At 65.7% G+C, this 24,168-nt stretch carries 13 protein-coding genes; 5 read left to right on the top strand and 8 right to left on the bottom strand.

What is annotated here, in order from left to right:
- Positions 1 to 47: 47 nt before the first annotated feature.
- The 7 genes from ACS5PJ_RS16310 to ACS5PJ_RS16280 all read right to left on the bottom strand — a co-directional run bounded on the left by ACS5PJ_RS16310 (position 48) and on the right by ACS5PJ_RS16280 (position 17,245).
- A complete protein-coding gene (locus ACS5PJ_RS16310; RefSeq protein WP_439435918.1) occupies positions 48 to 1,019 on the bottom strand; it encodes an AAA family ATPase in 972 nt (323 codons plus the stop codon).
- Between the two features lie 31 nt (positions 1,020 to 1,050).
- The gene (locus ACS5PJ_RS16305; RefSeq protein ID WP_439435917.1) at positions 1,051 to 7,173 is read right to left on the bottom strand and encodes an Ig-like domain-containing protein; all 6,123 of its coding nucleotides are present in this window, start codon (positions 7,171 to 7,173) and stop codon (positions 1,051 to 1,053) included.
- Positions 7,174 to 7,302: 129 nt separating this feature from the next.
- Positions 7,303 to 13,458, bottom strand: coding sequence for an Ig-like domain-containing protein (locus ACS5PJ_RS16300; protein WP_439435916.1), 6,156 nt, complete (start codon positions 13,456 to 13,458; stop codon positions 7,303 to 7,305).
- A gap of 210 nt (positions 13,459 to 13,668) precedes the next feature.
- A complete protein-coding gene (locus ACS5PJ_RS16295; RefSeq protein WP_439435915.1) occupies positions 13,669 to 14,784 on the bottom strand; it encodes an adenylate/guanylate cyclase domain-containing protein in 1,116 nt (371 codons plus the stop codon).
- Positions 14,774 to 15,391, bottom strand: coding sequence for a PH domain-containing protein (locus ACS5PJ_RS16290; protein ID WP_439435914.1), 618 nt, complete (start codon positions 15,389 to 15,391; stop codon positions 14,774 to 14,776). Before ACS5PJ_RS16290 ends, ACS5PJ_RS16295 begins: the two co-directional genes overlap by 11 nt.
- Entirely contained in the window at positions 15,384 to 16,292 is a 909-nt protein-coding gene (locus ACS5PJ_RS16285) for a biotin--[acetyl-CoA-carboxylase] ligase (protein WP_439435913.1), read from the bottom strand. The genes ACS5PJ_RS16290 and ACS5PJ_RS16285 overlap by 8 nt, the downstream gene beginning before the upstream one ends.
- A gap of 68 nt (positions 16,293 to 16,360) precedes the next feature.
- Positions 16,361 to 17,245, bottom strand: a complete 885-nt coding sequence (locus ACS5PJ_RS16280) for an SDR family oxidoreductase (RefSeq protein WP_439435912.1) — start codon at positions 17,243 to 17,245, stop codon at positions 16,361 to 16,363.
- Between the two features lie 238 nt (positions 17,246 to 17,483).
- On the opposite strand from ACS5PJ_RS16280, the gene ACS5PJ_RS16275 reads away from it, so the two are divergent.
- The 4 genes from ACS5PJ_RS16275 to ACS5PJ_RS16260 all read left to right on the top strand — a co-directional run bounded on the left by ACS5PJ_RS16275 (position 17,484) and on the right by ACS5PJ_RS16260 (position 22,699).
- The gene (locus tag ACS5PJ_RS16275) at positions 17,484 to 19,067 is read left to right on the top strand and encodes an acyl-CoA carboxylase subunit beta (protein WP_439435911.1); all 1,584 of its coding nucleotides are present in this window, start codon (positions 17,484 to 17,486) and stop codon (positions 19,065 to 19,067) included.
- On the top strand, positions 19,064 to 19,294 hold the full coding sequence (locus ACS5PJ_RS16270; protein WP_439435910.1) for an acyl-CoA carboxylase subunit epsilon: 231 nt from the start codon (positions 19,064 to 19,066) through the stop codon (positions 19,292 to 19,294). The genes ACS5PJ_RS16275 and ACS5PJ_RS16270 overlap by 4 nt, the downstream gene beginning before the upstream one ends.
- Positions 19,295 to 19,303: 9 nt before the next feature.
- Positions 19,304 to 20,989 (top strand): DUF885 domain-containing protein, encoded by a 1,686-nt coding sequence (locus ACS5PJ_RS16265; protein ID WP_439435909.1) that lies wholly within the window; start codon positions 19,304 to 19,306, stop codon positions 20,987 to 20,989.
- Positions 20,990 to 21,235: 246 nt separating this feature from the next.
- On the top strand, positions 21,236 to 22,699 hold the full coding sequence (locus tag ACS5PJ_RS16260; RefSeq protein WP_439435908.1) for a dicarboxylate/amino acid:cation symporter: 1,464 nt from the start codon (positions 21,236 to 21,238) through the stop codon (positions 22,697 to 22,699).
- Positions 22,700 to 22,772: 73 nt separating this feature from the next.
- On the opposite strand, the gene ACS5PJ_RS16255 is transcribed toward ACS5PJ_RS16260, so the two are convergent.
- Positions 22,773 to 23,339, bottom strand: a complete 567-nt coding sequence (locus tag ACS5PJ_RS16255) for a hypothetical protein (RefSeq protein ID WP_439435907.1) — start codon at positions 23,337 to 23,339, stop codon at positions 22,773 to 22,775.
- Positions 23,340 to 23,499: 160 nt separating this feature from the next.
- On the opposite strand from ACS5PJ_RS16255, the gene ACS5PJ_RS16250 reads away from it, so the two are divergent.
- On the top strand, positions 23,500 to 24,168 hold the full coding sequence (locus tag ACS5PJ_RS16250; protein WP_439435906.1) for a TetR/AcrR family transcriptional regulator: 669 nt from the start codon (positions 23,500 to 23,502) through the stop codon (positions 24,166 to 24,168).

The following is a 24,168-nucleotide window of genomic DNA, read 5'->3' as shown; positions in this document are numbered from 1 at the left end:
CCTTTGTTCGCGCTGGTCGGTGGTTGTTCTCAGGTCCGCAGGGACCCTCAGGCGTTGGCGCGCTGCTGCGGTGCGGCGACGTCGGAGAGGACCCGGGCAAGGACAGCCTCCGGGGTGGCGCCGGAGAATTCGGCTTCCGGGTCCATCACAAAGCGGTGGGTCCAGACGACCGGCGCGAGTTCCTTGACGTCATCCGGCAGGACGAAGTTCCGGCCCTGGCCCGCGGCCCACACCTTGGCGGCGCGGACCATGGCGATGGCGCCCCGCACCGAGACGCCCAGGCGGGACTCGGGCGCGTTGCGCGTCTCCTCGCAGAGCCGGGAGATGTATTCGAGCACCGCGGTGTCCACGTGCACCGTCGCGGCCAGGTCAGCCATGTCCGCCACGGCCTGGGTGGTGATCACCGCGGAAAGTTCCTTGGAGCGGTCCTTCAGGTTCGTGCCGCCCAGCAGCCGGACCGTGGAGGCGTGGTCCGGATAGCCGATGGAGGTCTTGATCAGGAAGCGGTCCAGCTGCGCTTCAGGCAGCCGGTAGGTGCCTGCCTGCTCAATGGGGTTCTGGGTTGCCATCACCATGAACGGCCGACCGGCCTCGTAGGTGACGCCGTCCACGGTGACCCGGGACTCCTCCATGACCTCCAGCAGCGCCGACTGCGTCTTGGGCGAGGCGCGGTTGATTTCATCGGCCAGGACGATGTTGTTGAAGATCGGGCCCTTGTGGAACTCGAACTTCTGCGTCTTCTGGTCGTAGATGGTGACGCCGGTGACGTCCGAGGGCAGGAGGTCAGGGGTGAACTGGATGCGGTTGTTGGAGCCCTGGACGGTGGCTGCCATCGCCCGCGCCAGCATGGTCTTGCCGGTGCCGGGAGCGTCCTCGAAAAGCACGTGCCCTTCGGCCAGCATCGCGGTGAAGGTCAGCCGGATGACGTGGTCCTTGCCCAGCACCGCCTGGCCCACGTTGGCGACGAGTTTCTCGAAAGTGCCTGCAAACCATTCGGCCTGCTCGGTGGTCATGGTCATGGAGTAAGTCCTTTTCTTCGGTTCTGAGTGGTCATCGTTGTGGCATTCCCCCGGGCGGGTTGCAGCCCAGGGAAACGGTGTCGCACCTGGCGTAGTTCCCTGACGCGCCACCGCTGGTCAGGTGGTACCAGACTCCCGACGGATTAGCCGAGGTCTTGTACCAAACGACGTAGAAGTCGGTCTGGGCCGTGTAGCCTGAATTGAACCAGATGCCCGGACTGATGCACTGGTCCGGATTCGTGTTTCTGTAGCTGTCGGTGCCGTACCGTGGCTCCGTGCATGTGCGGACGGGTGCACTGACATTCCACGACGTCGGGACCGGCGGCGGCGGTTCTGCCCCGCTGCGTGAGGTGTCCTGTCCGATCCGGCCTGGCTGGTTGGCGCTGATGGCCCGGACCCGCAACTGGACCGTCTGGCTGTAGCCTACGGTCTTTGAGAACGACCGCTGATCGGTGTTCTGCCAGCCGCCGCCGTCCACGCTGTACTGGTAGCCCGTGACGGGACGCCCGTTGCCGTTGGGCTGGTTCCACGTCCAGGAAACGGTCCTGTCCCCCACCCCGCTGCTGTTGCTGCCCGTCACTGTTGGGGCGAAGGCCAGCCCATAGGGGTTCACTGTATTGGAAGCAGGACTCGCGTCCCCGGCAGTGGAACTGCGGGAGGAAACGGCCCAGACCACCACGGCGGTATCGGTGCCGTTGGCTGCAGCCACCACAGCGCCGCCGGCAGGGATGCTTCCACTGCCCCCGCCGGAGGTCAGCCGGTACATGTAGGAGATCTCGCCGGGGGCTGATCCGTTGCGCTGGGCGTCGGTCAAGGCGGCGAACCGCACATCGATCTTCCCGCCGTTGTTGTCCGTGTCGACCAGGGTTGCGGCCGGCTGGCTCACCATGCCCGGTTTGCCCACCGCCCTGATGGCCGCGGATTGCGCACTGGTCCCGGAGGTGCCCGCCTTGTTGGTGGCCGAAACCGTGAAGGTATAACCCGCTTCGGAGTTGTCCACCGTGACGTTCTGGGTGGTTCCGGCGACCTGCTGGGTGGCCACCGCAGCACCGCCCCGCAATGTGGTCAGGGTGTAGGCCGAGACGGCATCCCCGTTGTTGTTCGGAGCGGTCCAGCTGACCTTGAGCTGGGTCTGCGTTCCTACGGATCCGGCCTGCGAGGCAGTAGGGGCAGCGGGCGTGACAGGAATGCCTGCCGGAACTTCTGCTGCCGAATATGCGCTCCATTCGGATGGTTCTTTGGCGTCGTTGCGGGCCAGGACACGGACCTTGTAGGACACCCCGTTCTGGAGGCCCTTCCAGACGTAGCTGACCGCAGTCAGGTTCTGGATTTGCGCGTTCTGGCCGGCGGGCGGCGGCGAAATTTCCAGGTCGTAGGACTTGACCGGGGAGCCCTTGCTGGCCGGTGCCACCCAGGTCACGGAGAGCTCCTTATCGCCGAACTTCAGCGCCGGCGGCAGCGGGGTGTCCGGCTTGACGTCGGGCCTGATTTCCGCCGATGCGGGCGAACGGTCAGATTCGCCGAACTCGTTGGTGGCCGTCACCTCGAAGTGGTACTTGGTGTTGTTGACCAGCCCGTTCAGCGTGCAGGTGTTGGCGGGGCAGTCCTGCCGGAAACCGGATTCGCCGTACACCGTGTACTTGGTGATGGGTGAGCCGCGGTCTGCCGGTGCCGACCAGTTGAGCAGGGCCGTCTGGTCCCCCACGCTCTGTGCCTGCGGTGTGGTAGGCGCCAGCGGCTCGTCCTTGACGGTGAGGCGGATGCGGGCCGTTGCCTGCCGTGACGCTTCCCCGGTTTTGTCCGCCACCGTGTAGGACACCACCATGGACCCGGAGAATCCCGGGGCCGGTGTCACCACGATGGAGTCGCCCGATACCTCCACGTTGCCGCTGCCGGTTTCGGTCGCTGCCGAGATGATCTTCAGAGCCGTCTCGGGAAACGGGTTGGAGTCGTTGGCCAGGGCCTTCACGGTGACCGGTTTCCCGGCCGCCGCGCTCGGCTCCAGGTCATCGTTGGCCACCGGTTTGGGCCGGTTGGAGGCTGTCACTGCGAGCTGGTAGGTGGCAGTGGCTTCGAGGCCGCGCGAGTCCTTCGCCCTGATCTGGACGGCACCCGACGTTCCGGTGGACATTGACCCGTCAACAGACGTTTTCAGGGTTTTTCCCTCGATCCTGGCATTGAAGCCGGCCGGGCTCCCACCTGCAAGTTCGTACTTCATGTTCTCGAGGTCGTCCCTGTCCGGGTCCGACGTCAGCCGGCTGAGGTCCAGGTCTGCGGACTCGCCCTTTGGCACCTCAACGTTTGCGCCCAGAAGGGTGGGAGCGTTGTTGCGGTTTGGATCCGGCAGGACCTTGGTGCGGATGCTGAGGGTTGATTTCAGGCCGGCGGGGTCATCCGGCCCGGAGCCGTCAGTGACTTCGAAGCTGAGCGAGCCGGGCCCCACGTAGTCGGCGCCCGCGGTGTACTTGAGCGAGGTCGCGCTGCCTCCGGTGGGGTCACCGCCGTCGGCCCCGATGAGCTTGATCCGGTCAGTCTGGGTGATCCGCGGAGAGCGCCCTTCCCGGACTTTGACCCACTCGCTCAGGTCAACAGTGACGGACTGGCCGGAGATCACCTCGATGACTTCATCCTTGGCCAAGGTGGGAACCTGCTGCCCGATGCCCGGCACCCAGATGATCGCGGTGGACTTCTGCCCGTCCACGTCCTCGACGGCGTACGGGATGAGCTGCGGCTGCTCGGCGAGGTCCACGATCATGGTGCCGTCCGCGCCGGGCCGGGCCGTGGTGGCCTCGGTGCTGATCTTAAGGTTCTCACCTACGCCGTCGGGGTCTTCGTCGTTCTTCAGGACCGGAACATCCACGGCGGTCTTGCCCATCGTCTGGGCAGAGGTCACACGGTCGTCCCGGGCAATCGGGGCCTTGAGCGGTACGTCGTTGTCCACCACCACGCGGATGGCGGCCTGGGCGGCAGCGCCGCGGTCATCCGCAATCGTGTAGCGGACGTTGACGGTCCCGGCGGCGCCGGGGGCCTGCAGGATGATGCGTCCGCTGGTCTGGCTGACGGTCGCCTGCAGGGCAGCGTCGGCCTCAATACCGTCGGTGAGGATGCGGATCTGGTCGCCGTCGGGGTCGGTGTCATTTCCCGTGGCGTCCACCGCGATCTGGCGGCCCGGACGGACCCTGACCTCGTCATCCACGGGCGTGGGATTCTGGTTCGTTTCGCCGCGCGGGGCGATGCCGACCGTCACGGTGCCGGTATTGACGGCGCCCTGGCGGTCCACCACTTTGTACCGGAATGTATCGGTTCCGGCGCCGTCACCGGCCGCGGTGAAGTCGATGAAGTTGCTGCCCACTGTGGCCGTTCCCATGGCAGGGGTGCTGTCGATACCGGTCAACTGCACTGAATCGCCATCAGGATCAATGCCGTCCAGCGGAACCGGGATACGGACCGTTCCGGCGGCCACCACACGGGCCGTCAGGTTCGGCGGCTGCGGGCGGGAGTTCTGGGCACCTTCGAGGGGGAGGATGTGGATGGTCACCGCGGCTGCGCTCTTTTGCCCCTGCGGATCCACTGCGTTGTAGATGGCACGCACGGTCTTGGGCTGGGGCCCGGCGATGAAGCGAAGGGTGTTCTCGGAGACAAAGCTCTTGCCCTCTAGTTCGTCCACTGCCTGCGGCAGGACGGGGTCAACGCTCAGTTCCAGGCCCTGGGGGTGCGTATCGTTCTGCAGCACCGGGATGGTCACCACATCGCCGACGCGGACGTTGACCTCGTCAGGCTTGGGCTGGGGCGCTTCGACGACGGCGGGCGCCGGGACAGGGACCACGGAGACACTGCCGGTGGCTGACTTCCTGCCGTTGGACATGGTGTATTCGAAAATGAACGGGTCCTTGGTGCCCAGGACATCCGTGATGCGCAGGACGCTGTGGTCGATCACGCTGACCGAAGCCGTGGTGTTTTCCGGGAGCTTGACGGACTGCAGCACCAGGACACCGCCGGAGGGATCGGAGTCGTTGGCCAGCGGGTCCAGCAGCACGCTGCCGCCGGTGGGCATCAGCGCAACGTCGTGCACCGCCACAGGATCGCCGGCGTCCTTGCCGGACTCCACGTCGACACGGATGAGGCCCTGGCTGCTTTGCGGGCCGTTGCTGGCGATGTAGGTCAGGTACACGGGGCCGGGGGTGGTGCTGCGGAAGGTAAAGGTGCCGCCGTCAGTGACCGGACCCAGCTCAGCGGGTCCGTTCGCCTCCACCTGTGCCAGGCGAAGCGCCCCGCCGTTGGGATCAACATCGTTCTTCAGCGGTGCGATCACGAGGTCCTGGCCCATCACCGCAGTGACGTGGTCGGCATTCACCACGGGCGCCAGGGCGCCGGGCGGCTGGACGTTCACCACCACCTTGCCGGTGACCGTGTCGCGGCCGTCCCAGATGGTCACGCTGACGTTCTTCTTGCCGGCCGTTGCCCCGGAATCCTGGTAGGTGAGCAGCCCGTCACGCCGCACTTTGACCTGGTCCTGGTCGTTGTCCGCCTTGGCATCCATCAGCACCAGGTCGTCGCCGTCGGGGTCCATCCAGTCGGTGAGGATGTTCTGGCTCACCGTCTTGCCCTGTTCCACCAACATGGTGGTGGAGTCGCCGCCGCGCTTGAAGAGCGGCGGCTTGTTTTCGTCCGGTCCAACCACGGTCAGTGCCACCTGGCCGCTGGCCGACAGGCCCCTGCCGTCGGCAGCGTTGTAGCTGAAGGTTTCGTTGCCGGGCCTGGTGTCTGCGGGGACCGAGATCTGGAACGCGGTGCCGCCGTAGATTTTTTCCAGCGTTCCGGCTTTGGGCCCGGAATCGCCGACGGCGGCCGTCAGAACGTCGCCGTCCGGATCGGAGTCGTTGTCCAGGACGCTGAGAATGGTGGTTCGGCCCGGGCGGACCCCGACACTGTCCGGTTTGGTTTCCGGCGGCCGGTTGGGTTTAGTGCGGTCAGGGAGGACGTTGATGGTGTTGTTGTCCGCCGATTCCTGGTCCTGTTCGTCGGATTCGTTCTTCGGCGGCACAACGTCGTCCCAGTTGTTCACCAGCTGCATGTTCTGGTTCACCAGCCACACATTCCCGGAATTCACGTCGTTAAGGACCACCAGGTCCCGGTTGACCCGGAAAACGTACGACGGCGACGCACTCGCCTTGGGCACGTCCACGTTCTTGTCATCAGCATCATTCACGCAGTCACGGACATACTTGTTGGCCCCGGACCAGGCCGCATGGACACACCCGCCCAGCTGCACCGGGGCAGCCGGCACCCCCGTGCCGTCGAACGTCACAGTCTTCGCCGTTGAACCGTCCAACGGTTGCTTCAGCAACGCCTTCGGCGTCGCAATGGCAACGGAATCCGCAGCCGGCCCGCCCTGCTGCAACCTGGCCTCCCGCGCCGCATCGAGCTGCAGTCGCTTACCGCCAGGAAGGAACAGGTTCCCCGCAGCAGCGTCCAGCACCACCGGTTTGTCCCCCACCACCGTGATCTGCAGGTCACCGGCGCCCTTCAACTCACCCCAGGTGCTCGAAGCCGTTGACACCACCACACCATTGACGTCAACCTCAATGACCGTGACCGCACCGGACTTCGGATCAGCCGAATAAATCCGGTCGTCTGCCCCCACCGCCGAGACCAGACCCTCGGAACCCACCAACACCGGCTCCGACGCTTCCTGGTCAAAACCATTGACCGTCGACGGCGACACCGCCCACACCTTGCCCGACGCCGGATCCGTCACCGAAATCACCCCGGCACCGAAACTCACCTCAGCCGAACCGGGCAGCTGCTTATCCCCACCCAGGCGCATGTTCGCCGGGGAGACCTGGTTCAACGTCGAACCCGTCTCATCATCAACAAACACGTCGCCGGCGCTCTGCAGGATGTCAAACGTGGTGCTGGCGGGTGTCACGGCACCATCCAGAACACGTGACGGGTAGTTCAGCCGCCCCACAGCATTCTTGGACTTCGAAACAACCCACACACCGCCGTCGTTCAGCTCCACCTCAGTAGTCTTGAACCCCGGATAAATGATGGCACCGGCCACCAACGCCACACCGGCCACAGCAAAGGCCGTACCGCTTATGAGCCTGTTATGGCGCTTCTTGAGACCGAGCTTCCCCAGCAGTGATTTCACGGCGTCAGATTCCTTCAAGATTTCGTTGTCCCCCGGCGGGCATGAGACAGGGCCAGCACCCGAGACAGCCTACCGAGTGTGCCCGGAGCGGGCGATGGGGAGTACTGCCCGCCTTCGGGGCGTGGCCGGCTATGGTGTCGCCCCCACCGGGAAGGTGCAGAGCGGGACGCCGCTCTGTCCGGGAGCGCCGATGGAGGTGTGTGTGGAATTGATCCAGCGGGTCGCGTTCGGCGAACCCCGCATGATGTAATACCACTGGCCGTCACCGCTGTAGTAAGTGCCGTGCGGCTTCCAGCACATGACGTCGAAGACATCGGCGGCGCCCATCCAGGGGCGGTCGGTGCCGCTCTGTCCGTCGCAGGTAAAGTTCCCGGGCTGGCTGTTGTCATAGGAGGTGGCGCCGGGCAGGTCCGTGCAGCTGCGGTACATCCCGGCATTGAGCCGCGTGGTCCATCGTGTCTTCGCGGGGCCGGACTGCGCCGAGGCGGATGCCACCGGACCGCCGGTGCCGCGGGAGTTGACTGTCTGGACCTGGATCGAGTGCGGTTCGCTGAAACCACCGGTGTTGACCGTCCGGCTGCCGGAGGCGGCGACGCGTTCCCAGCCTCCGCCGTCGATGTTGATCTGGGTGTACGCCACGTCGTTGGTTGAGGTGGATGGGGAGTTCCAGCTGAAGCTGAGGTTCTTTTGGTTCTCTGCACCGTTCTGCCCCGAGGCGGACGGCGTTCCGGGTGCGCCGTACGGATTCGCACCGGAACCGGCGCTGGAGTCTGAACTCGGCGCCACGCTGGAGTGGGCGGTGACGGTGATGGTGGTGGCGGCCCCGTTGGTGAAGCCTCCCTTGGTGTCCCCCGGGCTGACGGGCCCGGACTGGCCGGTGGTGGCGTAGTAGGTGTAGCTGACCTCGCCATAGGCCGAACCGTTGCGCTCGGCCGCCGTGAGTTCCTTGAAGGTGATGGTCACCTGCCGGCCGGCGCCGCCGGTGTTGGCCTCGGTGACGCTGACTCCGGACACCTGGCTGAGCTTTCCGGTGGCACGGCGCGGCGCGGAAGGTGCGCTGACGGCACCCTTCCCGGCTTTGTTTTCGGCCTGGACGGTGAAGGTATAGGAGGCCTCTGAGTTGTTGGCCGTGAAGTTCGCCGTCCGGACGGTACCGGCTACCTGCTGGGTCTGCGCGGCCCCGCCGCCGCCGCTCATGGTGACGTAGTAGGTCTTGATCGCATCGCCGTTGGTGTTCGGCTCGGTCCAGTTGACCTTCAGCTGGTTTGACGTTCCGACCGATGACGCAACCGATGTTGTCGGGGCGGCGGGGGCGGCCGGCACTCCGGCCGGGTTGTCCTCGGCCGAGTACAGGCCCCACTCGGAGGGCCCCAGTTCATTGACAGCCTGGGCCCGGACCTTGTACCGCACGCCGTTTGTCAGGCCTGGCCAGGTATAGGTCAGTCCGGTCACGCCGTTCTTCACGGCGATCCCCCCGGCCGGCGGCGGCGAGATCTCCAGGTTGTAGTTCTTTACCGCGGAGCCCTCGGTCTTGGCCGCAGCCCAGTTGATCACCATGTCCTTGTCCCCGGCCTTGACCGTGGGGGCCTCCGGCGGGGAAGGCTTCTCATCCGGCCTGATTTCGTTGGAGGACTGCGACGGGGCGGACTCCCCGACTTCGTTGGTGGCAGTGACCGTGAAAACGTACTTCACGTCGTTCGTCAGTCCGTTGAGCGTGCACGTTGTGGTGGCGCAGTCCTGGCTGAACCCGCTGGAGCGCACCGTGTACTTGCTGATGGTGGCGCCGTTGTCCGAGGGCGGCGTCCATTTGAGCACGGCAGTGCGGCTGCGCACGTCCGTCGCGGTGGGTGCCGACGGGGCATCAGGCTTGTCCCGGACCGTGATGCGCACGCGGCCGTCGGTCTGCCGCGAGACGTCGTCGGTCTTGTCCATCACGGTATAGCGGACCACCATGACGCCCTTGAAGCCGTTGGCCGGGGTGACGGTGATGGAGTCGCCTGCCACCACGGGCTGGCCGGCGGCGGAGCCGGTTTCCACCGTCGCGGCGACGATCCGCAGCGGAGTTTCGCTGAAAGGATTGAAGTCGTTGGCGAGGACGTTGATGGACTCGGTCTTGCCGGCGTTGGCCTTCTCGATCACGTCCTCATTCGCGACAGGCATGGGCCGGCTGGATGCCACGACCGTTGCAGTGACGGTTGCCCTGGCGGGCTCGGAGCGGCCGTCTGTGACCTTGAGCGGAATGCTGCCCTTCCAGCCCGCACCCCGGCTGGAGTCCGCAGTGACTTTGAGCGAGGCGCCGTCCAGCGTTGCCTGGAAGCCTTCCGGGAGCGTGCCGTCCAGCTCAAACCTGAGTTTTTCCTGGTCCCCTGAGTCCACGTCCTTGGCCAGGTTGCCCAGGTCCAGGGTGGCGGACTCAGCCTTGGGCACGTCCAGGGCGCTACCGCTGAACACCGGCGCGTGATTGGCGTTCGGATCCGGGATGACCTTCGTGATGATGCTGAGCGTGGACTTGAGGCCCTGCGGATCCTCGGGGCCGGAACCGTCGGTCACTTCGAACGTGACCGAGCCCGGGCCCACGTAGTCCTTCAGCGCCGCGTAACGCAACCCGGTGCCGCTGCCGTTGCCCGGCACCACGTTCTGCGGGTCGGCGCCCTGGACGCGGACCTTGTCCACCTGGGTGATCCGCGGCGTGCGGCCTTCCCGGACGCGGACGTATTCGTTCAGGTCCAGGGTGATCTCTTTGCCTGCCATCACTTCGACAACCTCGGAGCTGGCCAGGGTGGGATGCTGTTCGCCCTGGCCGGGGACCCAGATGACCGCCGTCGCGCTTTGGCCGTCGATGTCCGTGACGGTGTACGGGACCAGCTGGTCGTTCGGGGCGAGGGTGACCACAACGTTTCCGTCGTCACCGGTACGGGCGTTCGGGTTGCCGTCCGGCAGGCTGATCCTGAGCTCGGCGGCCACGCCGTCGGGATCGGCATCGTTCTTCAGGACCGGGACGTCCACGGCTGATTTTCCGAGCGTTTCGGCGGGGGTGACAACATCGTCTTTGGCAACGGGCAGCTTGAGGGCGGCGTCCGGGCTCACGCGGACACGGATCACGGCACTGCCCTGGGCTTTTTTGTCGTCCTGGATCTTGTAGGCCACGCTCTCGTTTCCGGCAGTGCCCGGCGCGGTGAGGAGTACCTTCCCGCCGTCGGCTGCCTCCACGGCGAGTTCCGGGCGGGATTCGAAGCCGTTGGAAACGAGGCTGATCGGGTCGCCGTCCGGATCCGAGTCATTGGTCAGGGCGTCGACGGCGATCTTGCGGCCGGGACGGACGTCCACGGCGTCGTCGATGGCGATGGGCTTCTGGTTGTTCGTTTCCTGCGGTGCGATGCCGATGATCACAGTGCCGGTGTTTTCGGCCCCGATCCGGTCCCGGACGCGGTAGCTGAAGGTGTCCGTTCCCGCAGCGTTGCCGGCGGCGGTGAATTCGAGGTAGCCGTCCTTGACCACGGCCGTTCCCATGGCGGGGGCTTTGTCGACCCCGGTCAGCTGGACCGAGTCGCCGTCGGTGTCTACGCCGTCCAGCGGAACAGGGATCCGGACTGTCATGCCGGCCACCACGCGGGCCGTGAGGTTCCTGGGTTCGGGTCGGGTGTTGCGCTCGTCGTCGCGCGCCCGGATGCGGATGGTGACCTGTTGGGAGTCCGACTGGCCGGACGCGTTGGTGACCTTGTAAATCGCATACACGGTCTTCGGGATCCCGCCCGCGATGAAGCGCAGCACTCCTCCGGAGGTGAAGATGCGGCCGTCGGCGGCGTCCGGCTGCTGGGCCAGTGCAGGTTCGAGGGTGAGCTTGCCGCCGTTGGGGTCTGTGTCGTTCTCGAGGACCGGGATGGCGACGACGTCCCCGGCGCGCACGGTGGCCTCGTCGGGTTTGGCCTGCGGCGCCTGGAGTTTTGAGGGTGCGGGGACCACCAGGACGGCAATCTCCCCGCTCGCGGAGGACTTGCCGTTGGAAATCGTGTACTTCACGCTGAGCTGGCCCTCGGCCCTGAGGTCGGTGATCCTGACGACGGAGTGGTCCAGCACGGAGACGCTCACCGGCAGACCGTCAGCCGCAGTCACCGACTGCACCACGAGCACGCCGCCGGAGGGATCCGAGTCGTTGCCGAGGACATCCACCAACACGCTGCCGCCGCTGGGCAGCAGCGCGGTGTCGCGGACTGCCACCGGGGCGCCGTCGCCACCGCCGGGGACGACGTCGACGCGGACCAGCTGCTGGGCGCTGGCCGGACCGTTCGTGACGAGGTAGGTGACATAGTGCGCGCCCTGGGCGGTGGAGTTGAACGTGAAGGTCTGCTGGTCCGCACCCAGGGTGGTAGTTGAATTGCCGTCCGGGCTGACCTGGGCGAGCCTGAGCGCACCGCCTTGCGGGTCGGAGTCGTTTTTCAGCGGGGCGATGACGGTGTCCACACCGGCGACGGCGACGAGGTGGTCAGCGTTGGCGATCGGCGGCAGGGCCCCGGGGGCGCGGACGTCCACGGTGACCTTGCCTTCGGCGGAGGATCGTCCGTCCGAGACGGTCACGGTGACGGTCTTGCGCCCCGGTTCCGTGCCGGCGTCCTGGAAGCTGAGGAGTCCGTCGGGACGGACCTTGACCTGGTCGCGGGGGTCGCTGCCGGCGGCACCGACAACAAACAGGTCGTCGCCGTCGGGGTCGATCCAGTCCGGAAGGATGTTCTGGCTGACCACTTTGCCGGACTGGACCACGAGCGTGGTGCTGCGGTTGGGCTTCTGCCGCGGAGCGGAGTTCTCTCCGGGCGGGACGATGTTCAGCGTGACGTCGGCGGCGGCAGAAAGTCCGCGCCCGTCGTCGACCGTGTACTTGAACGTCTCCGAGCCGGTCTTGTCCGCCCCGATGCCGGCCTGGAACCCGGTGGCGCCGTAGATGGGAGCCAGCAGCCCGGATTTGAGCGGGTCAGGGGTGCGGACGGTCAGGATGTCGCCGTCGGGGTCGGTGTCGTTGTCCAGCACGGGCAGGATGGTGGTCTTGCCGGCGCGCACACCGAACGTATCCGGCTTTGCGGCCGGCGGGTTGTTGGGTTTGGTCCGGTCCGGAAGCACCGTCTGCTGGACCTCGTCGGCGGAATCCTTGTCAGCGTCATCCGAAGTCTGTTGCGGCGGGATGACGTCGTCCCAGTTGTTCACCAGCTGCATGTTCTGGTTCACCAGCCACACATTCCCGGAGTTCACGTCGTTGAGGACCACCAGGTCCCGGTTGACCCGGAAAACGTACGACGGCGACGCACTCGCCTTGGGCACGTCCACGTTCTTGTCATCAGCATCATTCACGCAGTCACGGACATACTTGTTGGCCCCGGACCAGGCCGCATGGACACACCCGCCCAGCTGCACCGGGGCAGCCGGCACCCCCGCGCCGTCGAACGTCACAGTCTTCGCCGTCGAACCGTCCAACGGCTGCTTCAGCAACGCCTTCGGCGTCGCAATGGCAACGGAATCCGCGGCCGGACCGGACTGCTGCAGCTTCGCGTCCCGTGCATCCGCCAGCGCAAGTTCACGCCCGCCGGCCAGGAACAGCTTGCCCCTGCCCGTGTCCAGCACTACCGGCTGGTCCCCCACCACAGCCACCTGCAACTCGCCCGCGCCTTTGAGGCCGGCCCAGGTGCTGGACTTGGCGTCCATGCGTTCGCCCGCGGAGTTGACGGTGGTTTGCGTGACCTGGCCCGATTCCGGATCCACGCTGTAGATCCGGTCATCGGCACCAACAGCGGAGACCGTTCCCGCCGAGCCTGTCAGCACCGGCTCCGTATTCTCCTCATCGAATCCGCTGAGGGTTGAGGGCGAAAGCGCCCAGACCTTGCCGTTGGCCCCGTCCGTCACGGCGATGACGTTTGCGCCGAAGCTCACGTTTGCCGGGCCCGGGAGCTTCTTGTCCCCGCCCAGGCGCATGTTCGCCGGTGATACCTGGTTCAGGGTGGACCCGGAGTTGTCATCGACAAAGACGTTCCCGGCATCCTGGAGGATGTCGAAAGTGGTGCTGGCCGGAGTCACCGCACCATCAAGGACCCGCGACGGGTAGTTCAGCCGCCCCACAGCATTCTTGGACTTCGAGACAACCCACACGCCGCCGTCGTTCAGCTCCACCTCGGTGGTCTTAAACCCCGGATAAATGATGGCACCGGCCACCAACGCAACACCGGCCATGGCAAAAGCCGTACAGGAAACGAGTTTGTTGTGCCGCTTCTTGAGACCAAGCTTCCCCAGCAGTGATGTCACGGCGTCAGATTTCCTTCAAGACTTTGATTCCCCCCGGGCCGGCCCGAGACAAGGCCGGCACTTCCGATGACAGCCTACCGATTGACCTGAAGGCTGTGAGCCGGCTGTGATGGGCACTACTCCCCACGCAGCAGCCGGCCAACCCGACTATAGCCGATTCGCCATCAAGTGGATAAATTCGTGACGCCCCGAAAATGCCACCGGGAAACGCTAGTCCAGAACCAGCCCCTTGCCCTCGCCGCGCTTCAGCAGGACGGGGTGGATTTCGCCGAAACCGCGGACGTTTTCCGCGGGCTGGGGCAGCAGGATGAAGCGTTCGTCCTGGTCCAAGGCAGAGGCTGTCATGGAGTCGATCAACACTGTTCCGGGATCAGCCAGGCTGGTCAGGCGCGCGGCGAGGTTCACCGTGGGGCCGTAGATGTCTCCGAGCCGGGACAGGATCCGGCCCCAGACCATTGCCACCCGTGCTTCGGGAAGGATTTCGTCCTCGGTAAACGCCTGGGCGAGGGCGAGCGATATTTCCGCTCCCGCGGCAGGGGTCTCGGCGACGTAGAGCACTTCATCACCAACCGTCTTGACCAGCCGGCCGCCGCCGACAGAAATAATCTCGGCGCATTTGTTCTCAAAGCGCTGGACCAGGCGGGCAAGGGTCTTTTCGTTCATCCGCCGGGACAGGCTGGTGTAGGAAACCAGGTCGGCAAAGCCGACCGCTCGCGCCAGTGGCAGCGGTGCGTCGTCTTCGTCGCCCTCGCGGCCCTCTTCGCTGGCCTGCAGGCCGGCTTCTGCGCGCACGCCCAGCCTCTGGACTCCGGCGTTGAGCTGCCGCCGCCAGGAGTAGACCAGCATCTCTTCGAGTGCATCCACCAGCATCGGCAGTTCGTTGACCAGCCGCTTGCGGGCCACTGCGTCCGTGACACCCTGCTCGTGGACCATGTCCTCCACCAGGGCCTCGATCTGCCAGACCACCATCCTGTCCGTCATCTGCCCGATTGCCCGGGTCACCGAAATGGCCGCCTCTTCGGTGAGTACCCCGGAACGGACCAGGTCCACCACGGTGGAGAGCGCTGCCTGGTCGCGTTCTGTGAAGGCCACGTCTTCGTCGCCGAAATTCGGGAAGCCCAAAGCACGCCACAGCTTCCGGGCCGAAAGGAGGGAGAGCCCCGCACCGGCGGCGACCTCACGGCGGCGGAGTTTCCGCTCGCCGCCCAGCAGCCTGGTTTCGAGTGCTTTGGCCGCGATCCGTTCGGCGGAGAGAGTGCCTGTAGCCGGGTGGGTGCCTCCAGGCGCTGTGGGAGCCTGCAGGTCCTGCTGGTCCTCATCGTTCATCGTGTCCACCTTCTCTCAACTCCCACGGCATCGCCGGCTCTGTGTGGTCCGACATTCCGGTATGGCCCACCGTCCCGTCAGCCCCCGGATCGGTCCCCTCGGGGAGCTCGTCCATGGCATCCAGGACAAAATCCCGGAATCTGGCGGCTTCCGGGACGTCCTGAATTGTCACCACGCCCTGATACCCGGTTTCCAAGGATATATTCCCTGAGCGCAATATGCGCTGCAGCACCGTCTGATGGACCGTCACGTTCCGGATCGACGCCAGATTCACCTGCACATCCCGGCGCCGCATCATGCCATAGCGGGCAACAATGCGCCGGTTTGTCAGCGTAAACCGGGTTCCCTGCCACCGCATCAGCGGCGGCAGGCAATATGCCAACCATATCCACGCCACAGCAAGGATGCAGCCAAGCAGAATCCAAGGGGTCCAGCCGGCAGAAACCGCCGGCATCAGACGCGTGGCTTCTCCACGCGTTGCCCACGCACTGACAAAGGCCCCTGCGGCAGGGGATGCAATAAACGCTGCGGCCGGACCTGCCAGTTTCCTCGGCTGCGGGCGGGTGGTCGTGATGACCTGCTCGCCCGGAACGAGGTCTCTACGCATATCCGCCTTCGGTGCCCTGGCCCGGCGGGGTCCACGGGCGCAGATGAACCACGTCGCCGGCCGTCACCACATGCTCCCGTGCATCCTTGTCCACCACGAGCAGCGAACCGTAGTCATCAAGCCTGGTAGCGTGCCCGATGATCTCGTGGTCACCGGGCAGTTGCGCCCGTACCTGCTTGCCGAGGGTCACCATCACGGACTCAACCCGCTTGTGCAGTGACGGGCCACCTGCAATGCCGGCGGCAGGATCGCCGTCGGCATTGCAGAATCCCCGGTAGAGATTGGCAAAGTGCGAAAGGTAGCTCTTCAGGAGAAGGGTCCGGTCAACCGTGAGGGGCTGTTCCAGTGCAACCGAAGTGGCCGTCGGCACCGGCAGTTCCTTCTCTGTCAGAGTGACATTCAGGCCGGTTCCCAGAATGACCGGCGGAACTGATCCGTCACCCATGGGCCCCAGCTGGGCGAGGATCCCGGCGATCTTGCGGCCCCGGACAAGGATGTCGTTGGGCCATTTGAGCTCAGCCGGTATGCCTGCCGTCTCCAGCAGTGTCTCCCGGAGCGCCAGTGCGCCCAGCAGTGACAGCCACGAGTACGTGTGGGTGGGAAGCGGCCGCCCCTGGGCGTTGGCGGGCCGCAGAACCAGGGAAACGGACAGCGAGCTCAGCGGGGGCGACTCCCAGCGGCGGTCCAGGCGGCCGCGGGCGGCGCTCTGGTATTCGGCAGTCAGCACGGAGAGATCTGGCCATTCTGCGGGCTCCACCGTCACAGAGCGCAGGAGGTCCGCATTGGTGGAGCCGGTGGAGTCCACCACCACCACCTTGGCGATGCCGGTGGCCGCCAGAAAATCCTGGTCTGCCAGGGCTCCGCGGTTCAACGGACTGCCTGGGGCGTGTGAGTCATCCATGGTTGAATCCTATCGACTCACGCGCCCCCGTCGGCTGCCGGGCCGGTCCAACATGACCGGACGGCGACTCAGAGGAAGATGTCCGGAACCAACTGTTCTTCCGCGGCTCCCAGGCTATAGGGGCGGAAGTCGGTAACACCTGCCGCCGTGAGCACCTGTTCGTCGGTGTAAAAGTTGCCGCTGGCCGTTCCGCCGGCGTCCAGGTTGCTGCCGGACAGGACCGCGTGGGCCGCATCGGCCATGATCTGCGGGCCGCGGGCAGCGTGCACCATCGCCTCGCCGCCCGGCATGTTCCGGATGGCGGCGGTATCGATCAGGGTGCATGGCCAGAGGGAGTTCACGTGGATGCCGTCGGCCTTGAGCTCCTCGGCGAGGCCCAGGGTGGTCAGGCTCATACCGTACTTGGCCATGGTGTAGGCGAGATGCCTGCCTGCCCACTTGGGGTCAAGGTTCAGGGGCGGCGAGAGCGTCAGGATGTGGCCCTGCGTCGATTTGCGCAGGGCAGGCAGGGCCAGCTTGGACAGCAGGAACGTTCCGCGGACGTTGATGTCCTGCATCAGGTCATAGCGCTTCATGTCGATGTGGTCGGTGGTGGACAGATCGATCGCGGACGCATTGTTGAGCACGATGTCTATCCCGCCGAAGCGCTCGACGGCGGCTGCCACCGCGTTTGCGACATCCTCATCGCTGCGGACATCACCCACCAGGGGCAACGCCTGTCCGCCGGCGCGTTCGATTTCCCCGGCGGCGGTGTGGACCGTTCCGGCAAGCCTGGCATGGGGCTGGCCGGTCTTGGCCAGCAGGACAATATTGGCACCGTCCTGCGCGGCCCGGAGGGCGATGGCAAGCCCGATGCCGCGGCTTCCACCGGACATCAGGATGGTGCGGCCCTGGAGGGAACGGGAGGCCTGGTAAGGCGACGCGGCGGCCCGTGCGTCGTTGCTCGAAGTCATGGATCCACTGTAGCCGACTTATGTTACTGGCCAGTAACATAAGTGACGCGCGCCAGAAGTGGCGCGAAAATTGTAGGTTTTCTACAGCCGCTGCGGCCAAGAGCGTCATTAGACTAGCGAGCAGGGCCGATTTTTTGTGTGGAATCTACCTAAAACGCGCAGCCAGCCGGGCCCTTCACCACCGCACGACGCACTACATTGTGACAGCACCAATCTGCTACAGAGCCGGAGACACTGAATGAGCCACGATCTGACAACGACAGCGGGAAAGATCGCCGATTTCCGCGACCGCCAGGCCCGTGCAGAACAGCCCTCCGGCCCCGAAGCGATCGAAAAGCAGCACGCCCGCGGCAAGAACACCGCCCGCGAGCGCGTAGCCCTCCTGTTGGACGAAGGCTCGTTTGTGGAGTTTGACGCCCTTGCCGTGCACCGCTCCACCGCCTTCGGCATGGAAAAAAAGAAGGTGCCCGGCGATGGCCTCGTCTCCGGCTACGGCACCGTGGACGGGCGGCCGGTGGCGGTCTACAGCCAGGACTTTTCGGTGTTCGGCGGATCGCTCAGCCAGGTCAATGGCGAGAAGATCGTCAAGGTCCAGGAGTTTGCCCTGCGCAACGGCTGCCCCGTGGTGGGCATCCTCGACGGCGGCGGAGCCCGCATCCAGGAAGGCGTCGCCTCGCTGGCCATGTTCGCGGACATCTTCCGCAACAACGTGCATGCTTCGGGTGTGGTCCCGCAGATTTCGCTCATCATGGGCCCGTCCGCCGGCGGAGCGGCCTACTCCCCCGCCCTGACGGACTACGTGGTGATGGTGGACAAAACCTCGCACATGTTCATCACCGGACCGGACGTCATCAAGACCGTCACCGGCGAAGATGTGGACATGGAAACCCTTGGCGGGGCGCGGCAGCACAACGCCACGACCGGCACCTCAACCTACCTGGCCTCCGACGAGGCCGATGCCATCGAGTTCGTCCGGGAACTGCTGGACTTCCTGCCGTCCAACAACCTCGCCGAGGCACCCGTGCTGGAGCATCAGCAGGATCTGGAAGTCGACGACGACGACCTCGCCCTGGATGCGCTCATCCCGGACTCGGCGAACCAGCCGTACGACATGCGCACTGTCATCGGCCAGATCGTCGACGACGCCCACTTCCTGGAGATGCAGTCCCTCTACGCCCCCAACGTGATCATCGGCTACGGCCGCGTCGAAGGCCACACCGTAGGGATCGTGGCCAACCAGCCGTTGCAGTTCGCCGGCACGCTGGACATTGCCGCGTCGGAAAAGGCCGCCCGGTTTGTCCGCCACTGCGACGCCTTCAACATCCCCATCATCACCCTGGTGGATGTTCCCGGCTTCCTGCCCGGCAAGGACCAGGAGTTCCAGGGAATCATCCGCCGCGGCGCCAAACTGCTCTACGCCTACGCCGAGGCGACCGTCCCCAAGCTGACAGTCATCACCCGCAAGGCCTATGGCGGCGCGTACATCGTCATGGGCTCCAAAAAGCTCGGCGCGGACCTCAACCTGGCGTGGCCAACAGCGCAGATCGGTGTCATGGGCGCCCAGGGCGCAGTCAATATTCTTTACCGCCGCGAGCTGGCGTCGGTTGCCGACGCCGGCGGGGACGTTGAGGCCCGGCGTGCCGAGGTCATCCGGCAGTATGAAGAGGAACTGCTGAATCCTTACCAGGCCGCCCAGCTTGGTTACGTCGACGCCGTTATCGCACCTTCCGAAACCAGGTCCCAGATCATCCGGGGCCTGCGGGCACTGCGTGAGAAACGGGCCAGCCTGCCTGCCAAGAAGCACGGAAACATCCCGCTGTGATCCCCGCAGACATTCCCGCGGAAGAGCCCGCCGCGGCCCTTTTCTCCGTTGTCAAGGGGCACCCGTCCGCCGAGGAGCTGGCGGCGCTGACCGCCGTCGTCCTTTCCCTCAGCGGCACCGAAGCCTCTGATGCGGGCAAGCCCACAGTCCGGCACTGGGTTCGCCGCCAGCAGCTGCGGCTCGCCCCCACGCCGGGACCCGGCGCCTGGAAGCGCAGCCGGGGTTAGGCTCGTGGGGTGACTACCGAAACCGCCCCCGCCACCCGTCCCCACACCCCCATTGATGCCGTGGCGGATGACTACACGGACACGCTGATCCGGATGGATCCTTCGTTTGCCACCACGCTGGGCATCCCAGGCCACGAGACCGAGTACCCCGACTACTCCCCCGCCGGCATCGCCGCCTTCGCGGCGGAAGCCCGGAAGGCGCTCGCTGCCCTGGCAGGCCTCGTACCGCAGGACGACGTTGACGCCGTCACGCTGGATGCGATGCGTGAGCGGCTGGGCCTCCAGCTGGAAATCCACGAGTCAGGCTGGGACGAAGCGAACCTTAACAACATCGCGTCGCCGGCCCAGGACATCCGGGCGGTCTTTGACCTCATGCCCACGGAGACCGCGGAGCAGTGGGCGCATATTGCCGGCCGTGCCCTGAACGTTCCCGGCGCCGTCCTTGGCTACATCGATGCCCTGCGCGCGGCCAGGGACGCTGGGAGAGTGGCGGCCGCACGGCAGGTCTCCGTCGTCGTCGAACAGGCCAACAAATACGCTGCGGAGGACGGCTTCTTCGCCAAGCTCGCAGCTGGTGCCCGTTCCGCTTCAGGTCCCCTGCCGGGGACTATCCAGGAAAGGCTCGACGCCGGTGCTGCCGCCGCGCGCGGCGCCTATACGGAACTGGCCCGATTCCTGCGCACGGAACTGCTTCCCGCCGCCCCGCCGAAGGACGCGGTCGGCCGGGAACGCTACTCCCTCGCCTCACGCTCCTTCCTGGGCGCCGCCGTCGACCTCGAGGAGACCTACGCGTGGGGTGTCCAGGAGCTGGACCGCCTGATCGCCGCGCAGGAGAAGGTGGCGGCCACCATCAAGCCCGGGGCCGGAATCGCCGAGGCAAAAGACATCCTCAACAATGACCCTGCGCGCCAACTCAAGGGCACTGAAGCCCTTAAGTCGTGGATGCAGGAACTCTCGGACAAGGCCGTTGCAGACCTCGCCGGAGTGCACTTCGAGATCCCCGAGGTGATGAAAAAGCTTGAATGCCTGATCGCCCCCACCGACGAGGGCGGCATTTACTACACCGGCCCCTCCGATGACTTCAGCCGTCCCGGCCGGATGTGGTGGTCCGTTCCGGCAGGCGAGGACACCTTCACCACCTGGGCCGAGACCACCACTGTGTTCCACGAGGGCGTTCCCGGCCACCACCTGCAGGTAGCCACCGCCGTTTACCGCCGGGAACTGCTCAACAAGTGGCGGCGGAACGTCTGCTGGACCTCGGGCCATGGTGAAGGCTGGGCTCTGTATGCGGAGAACCTGATGCAGGAGCTCGGGTACCTCACCGACCCCGGCGACCATATGGGCATGCTGGACATGCAGCGGATGCGGGCCGCCCGCGTGGTGTTCGACATCGGCGTCCACCTGGAAATGCCCGTCCCCGAACGCTGGGGCACCGGAGCCTGGACGCCGGACAAAGGCTACGCCTTCCTGAAAGAGAACCTGCCCATCAGCGAGGGCCAGCTCAAATTCGAATTCACCCGCTACCTTGGCTGGCCGGGCCAGGCGCCCTCCTACAAAGTGGGCCAGCGGCTCTGGGAACAGATCCGCGCCGAACTCGAGGCCCGGCCCGGCTTCGACCTGAAGGAGTTCCACACCCGCGCCCTCAACATCGGCTCCGTTGGCCTCGATACGCTCAGGCGCGCGCTGCTCGGGTGACGGGTCCGACATGCCCCTCATAAAGCAACGCGGGGTCACTTGATGCCCAATCCGGCGGCGGTATTGGGCATCAAGTGACCCCGCGTTGCAGGAGAGGTTCGCCACAGCGGGAGCGGGAATAACTTCACAAATGTCCGGTATGACGGCGGAATTCCGGGTGTTTCCGGTCCCGTTACGCGCGGAGTCCGCGTAACATTTCTCAACGTTCGTTCGCTGTGCTAAGCAGACCCGCCCTAGCGTGTTCGGGTGAGCACTCAAACCCGCACCCCCGAATCCGCAGGAAAGACCGGCTTCCAGCTGCCCAAATGGGCTGGCTCGTTCGGCTTCCAGATCATCGCCGCCCTCATAGTGGGGCTGGGCCTCGGCCTGCTGGCCAAGTACACCGGCAGCACCAAGGCAGAGCCCAACGGCCTGGGCGCCACGCTGCAGACCATTGGCTCCAGCTATGTTTCGCTGCTCCAGACGGCCGTGGTGCCGCTGATCTTCACGGCTGTGGTCAGCTCCATCTCGAACCTGCGCCAGGTCTCCAACGCCGCCAAGCTGGCCTGGAACACGCTGCTCTGGTTCGCCATCACCTCGCTCATCGCCGTACTGATCGGCATCGGGCTCGGGGTGCTCCTGCAGCCCGGCGCCAACACCGGCATCACTCAGGAGGCCAAGTACTCCGGGAAGTCCGGCGACTGGTGGTCCTTCCTGATCGGCCTGTTCCCCAAGAACTTCCTGGGACTCGGTGCAAGCTCCACTGTGACCGAAAGCGCCAACGCGGCCACCAGCGTCAGCACCTCCGTCAGCTTCAACGTGCTCCAGATCCTGGTCATCGCCATCGCGGTCGGCGTGGCCGCGCTCAAGGTTGGCAAAGCAGCCGAGCTTTTCCTGAACCTCAATGCTTCCGCCCTCGCAGTGATCCAGAAGGTCCTGTGGTGGATCATCCGGATCGCCCCGCTCGGCACTGTGGGCCTGATCGGCAACGCCGTGGCCGTCTACGGCTGGGACACCATCGGCTCGCTCGGTAAGTTCACCTTCGCCATCTACGTTGGCCTGGCCTTGGTCCTGTTTGTGGTCTACCCGGTCCTGATCCGCACCCACGGCCTGTCCGTGAAGCAGTACTTCTCCGGCGTGTGGCCCGCTGTGCAGCTGGCCTTTGTCTCCCGCTCGTCGATCGGTACCCTGCCGCTGACGCAGCGGGTCACCGAACGCAGCCTGGGCGTTCCGCGCAGCTACGCCTCCTTTGCCGTGCCCCTGGGCGCCACCACCAAGATGGACGGCTGCGCAGCGATCTACCCGGCCATCTCGGCCATCTTCGTCGCCCAGTTCTTCGGCATCCAGCTCGACTTCACCCAGTACCTGCTCATCGCCCTGGTCTCCGTCCTCGGCTCAGCCGCAACGGCCGGCACTACCGGCGCCGTGGTGATGCTCACCCTGACGCTCTCCACGCTGGGACTGCCGCTGGCCGGCGTCGGCCTCCTGCTCGCGATTGACCCGATCCTGGACATGGGCCGCACCGCGGTCAACGTAGCCGGCCAGGCCCTGGTCCCCACCATCGTGTCCAAGCGCCAAGGCATCCTGGACGAGACGCTGTACAACGCCCCGCGCAACGGCACGCCGTTCGTGGACGACGACGCCGACACCACCGCTCCGGGTTCCGTCGCCACCGCCGGAGGTCCCGGTTCAGCCGATGCAGGCCGGGAGCTGGCTGAAGCCAAGGCCTGACGCCTGTTTCGTCAGCGAAAAAGCAGTCCCCGGGAGTTCTCCCGGGGACTGCTTTTCTGCGTTGGACCTTCCGCTAGCGCCCGCCGCCGCCGATCACTCCGGCTTGGACGGCCTTGGTGACCGCGTCCGCCTCGGCCTGGGTCAGCTTGCCGTCGGTAACGGCCTTGTCCAGCCGGGTCTTCAGTGCCGCGGCATGTTCGGCCTGCTCAGCGGCGCGGAGTTCGTCCAGGGCCGCGGTGACCTTGGCCTCGTCGATGCCGAGTGACGCCGCCAAGGACTTGGCGAGGGCCGCGTCCCGGGTTGCCGCATCCGGCTTTTCACCTTCTGCGGGCGGGGTGGTGGGCTTGTTGGCTTCACGGAATGCCTGCAGGGCCTCGGTGACCTTGGCCTCGTCGACGCCCAGCTTGGTGGCAAGTTCGGCGGCGTCCATGCCCCGGAAACCACCATGGCCGTGGCCACCGCGCCCGCCCTTGCCCTCAGTCGGAGCAGCGGTGCTGCCGTCCGCCTTGGTGCTCGAGCTGGCGCTGGGGGTGGGGGTCGGGGTGGTGGTTGCCGATGCCATCCCGGCCACCCCGATACCGGCGCCAAGGGCCAGGGCTGTGGCCGTGAGGCCGAGCGTAATTCTCTTTGTGCGTACCATTCGTGTCTCCTGGATCTGCCGTCCGGTGACGGCTGGTCATGGTGTACCTTTCGGGACTCTTTCAGTCTCCGGCCCCAGGATCTGTGGCAGCTGTTCGGAACCTTTCATCTTCCTGTGAATCAAGTTGCGCGTCGTGCAAACTTGCACGTAGTGTAATTTCATGTCTGAACTGCTCTCGCGCCGCGAACTCAACAAAGCTGCCACCCGGCAGGCCATCACCGACGCGGCCCTGACACTCTTGCGGGGAAAAGGCCCGGGAAACTTCACCGTCGAGGACATTGCCGACACAGCGGGGATTTCGCGCCGCACCTTCTTCAACTACTTCAGCAGCACCGAAGCCGCCTTGGCCTCGATGACCCACGGCTTCCTGGACACCGCACTGCAGCAGTTCCGCCAGCGTCCGGCGAACGAGCCCATCCTCGAATCCGCGCGGGCCGCCCTGATGCAGCTCGCGGATCCGATGACAGTGGCACCCCTCGCCGAACTGTTCAGCCTCACGCACGAGAACGCGCTGCTGTCCCGCTCTGAACTTGAGGCGTGGGATCACTGCACCGAACAAATCATCAACGCAGCACGGGAACGCTTCGCGGCGACGCCAGGCGCGGCAGTGGATGAGCTTTACCTCCGTTCCCTCGCCGGATCCGTCATCTCCTGCGGCAAGGCGGCCATGGACGTGTGGTTCGCGCGCTGCGGCGCCGACCTCTCCCCCGGATCCCTGTCCATCCTTCGCCAACTGCTCATCGACGCCATGGGCCACCTCGGCGCCGGCTTCAGCAGCCCCGCTCCGGGCAACGCAACCTCCACCTCCCTCCTCAAAGAACGGCTCTGA

This window comes from Pseudarthrobacter cremeus, from assembly GCF_051857465.1.
In the GTDB taxonomy this organism is placed as follows: domain Bacteria; phylum Actinomycetota; class Actinomycetes; order Actinomycetales; family Micrococcaceae; genus Arthrobacter.
The sequence above is the reverse complement of the archived record's forward strand: the minus strand, read 5'-3'. Positions and strand labels throughout refer to the sequence as shown.

Excerpts from the sequence above, each read along its gene's own strand:
- ACS5PJ_RS16275 (WP_439435911.1), top strand. The coding sequence starts at position 17,484 with ATGAGCCACGATCTGACAACGACAGCGGGAAAGATCGCCGATTTCCGC.
- ACS5PJ_RS16280 (WP_439435912.1), bottom strand. The coding sequence starts at position 17,245 with ATGACTTCGAGCAACGACGCACGGGCCGCCGCGTCGCCTTACCAGGCC.
- ACS5PJ_RS16255 (WP_439435907.1), bottom strand. The coding sequence starts at position 23,339 with ATGGTACGCACAAAGAGAATTACGCTCGGCCTCACGGCCACAGCCCTG.
- ACS5PJ_RS16310 (WP_439435918.1), bottom strand. The coding sequence starts at position 1,019 with ATGACCATGACCACCGAGCAGGCCGAATGGTTTGCAGGCACTTTCGAG.
- ACS5PJ_RS16285 (WP_439435913.1), bottom strand. The coding sequence starts at position 16,292 with ATGGATGACTCACACGCCCCAGGCAGTCCGTTGAACCGCGGAGCCCTG.
- ACS5PJ_RS16290 (WP_439435914.1), bottom strand. The coding sequence starts at position 15,391 with ATGCGTAGAGACCTCGTTCCGGGCGAGCAGGTCATCACGACCACCCGC.
- ACS5PJ_RS16250 (WP_439435906.1), top strand. The coding sequence starts at position 23,500 with ATGTCTGAACTGCTCTCGCGCCGCGAACTCAACAAAGCTGCCACCCGG.
- ACS5PJ_RS16295 (WP_439435915.1), bottom strand. The coding sequence starts at position 14,784 with ATGAACGATGAGGACCAGCAGGACCTGCAGGCTCCCACAGCGCCTGGA.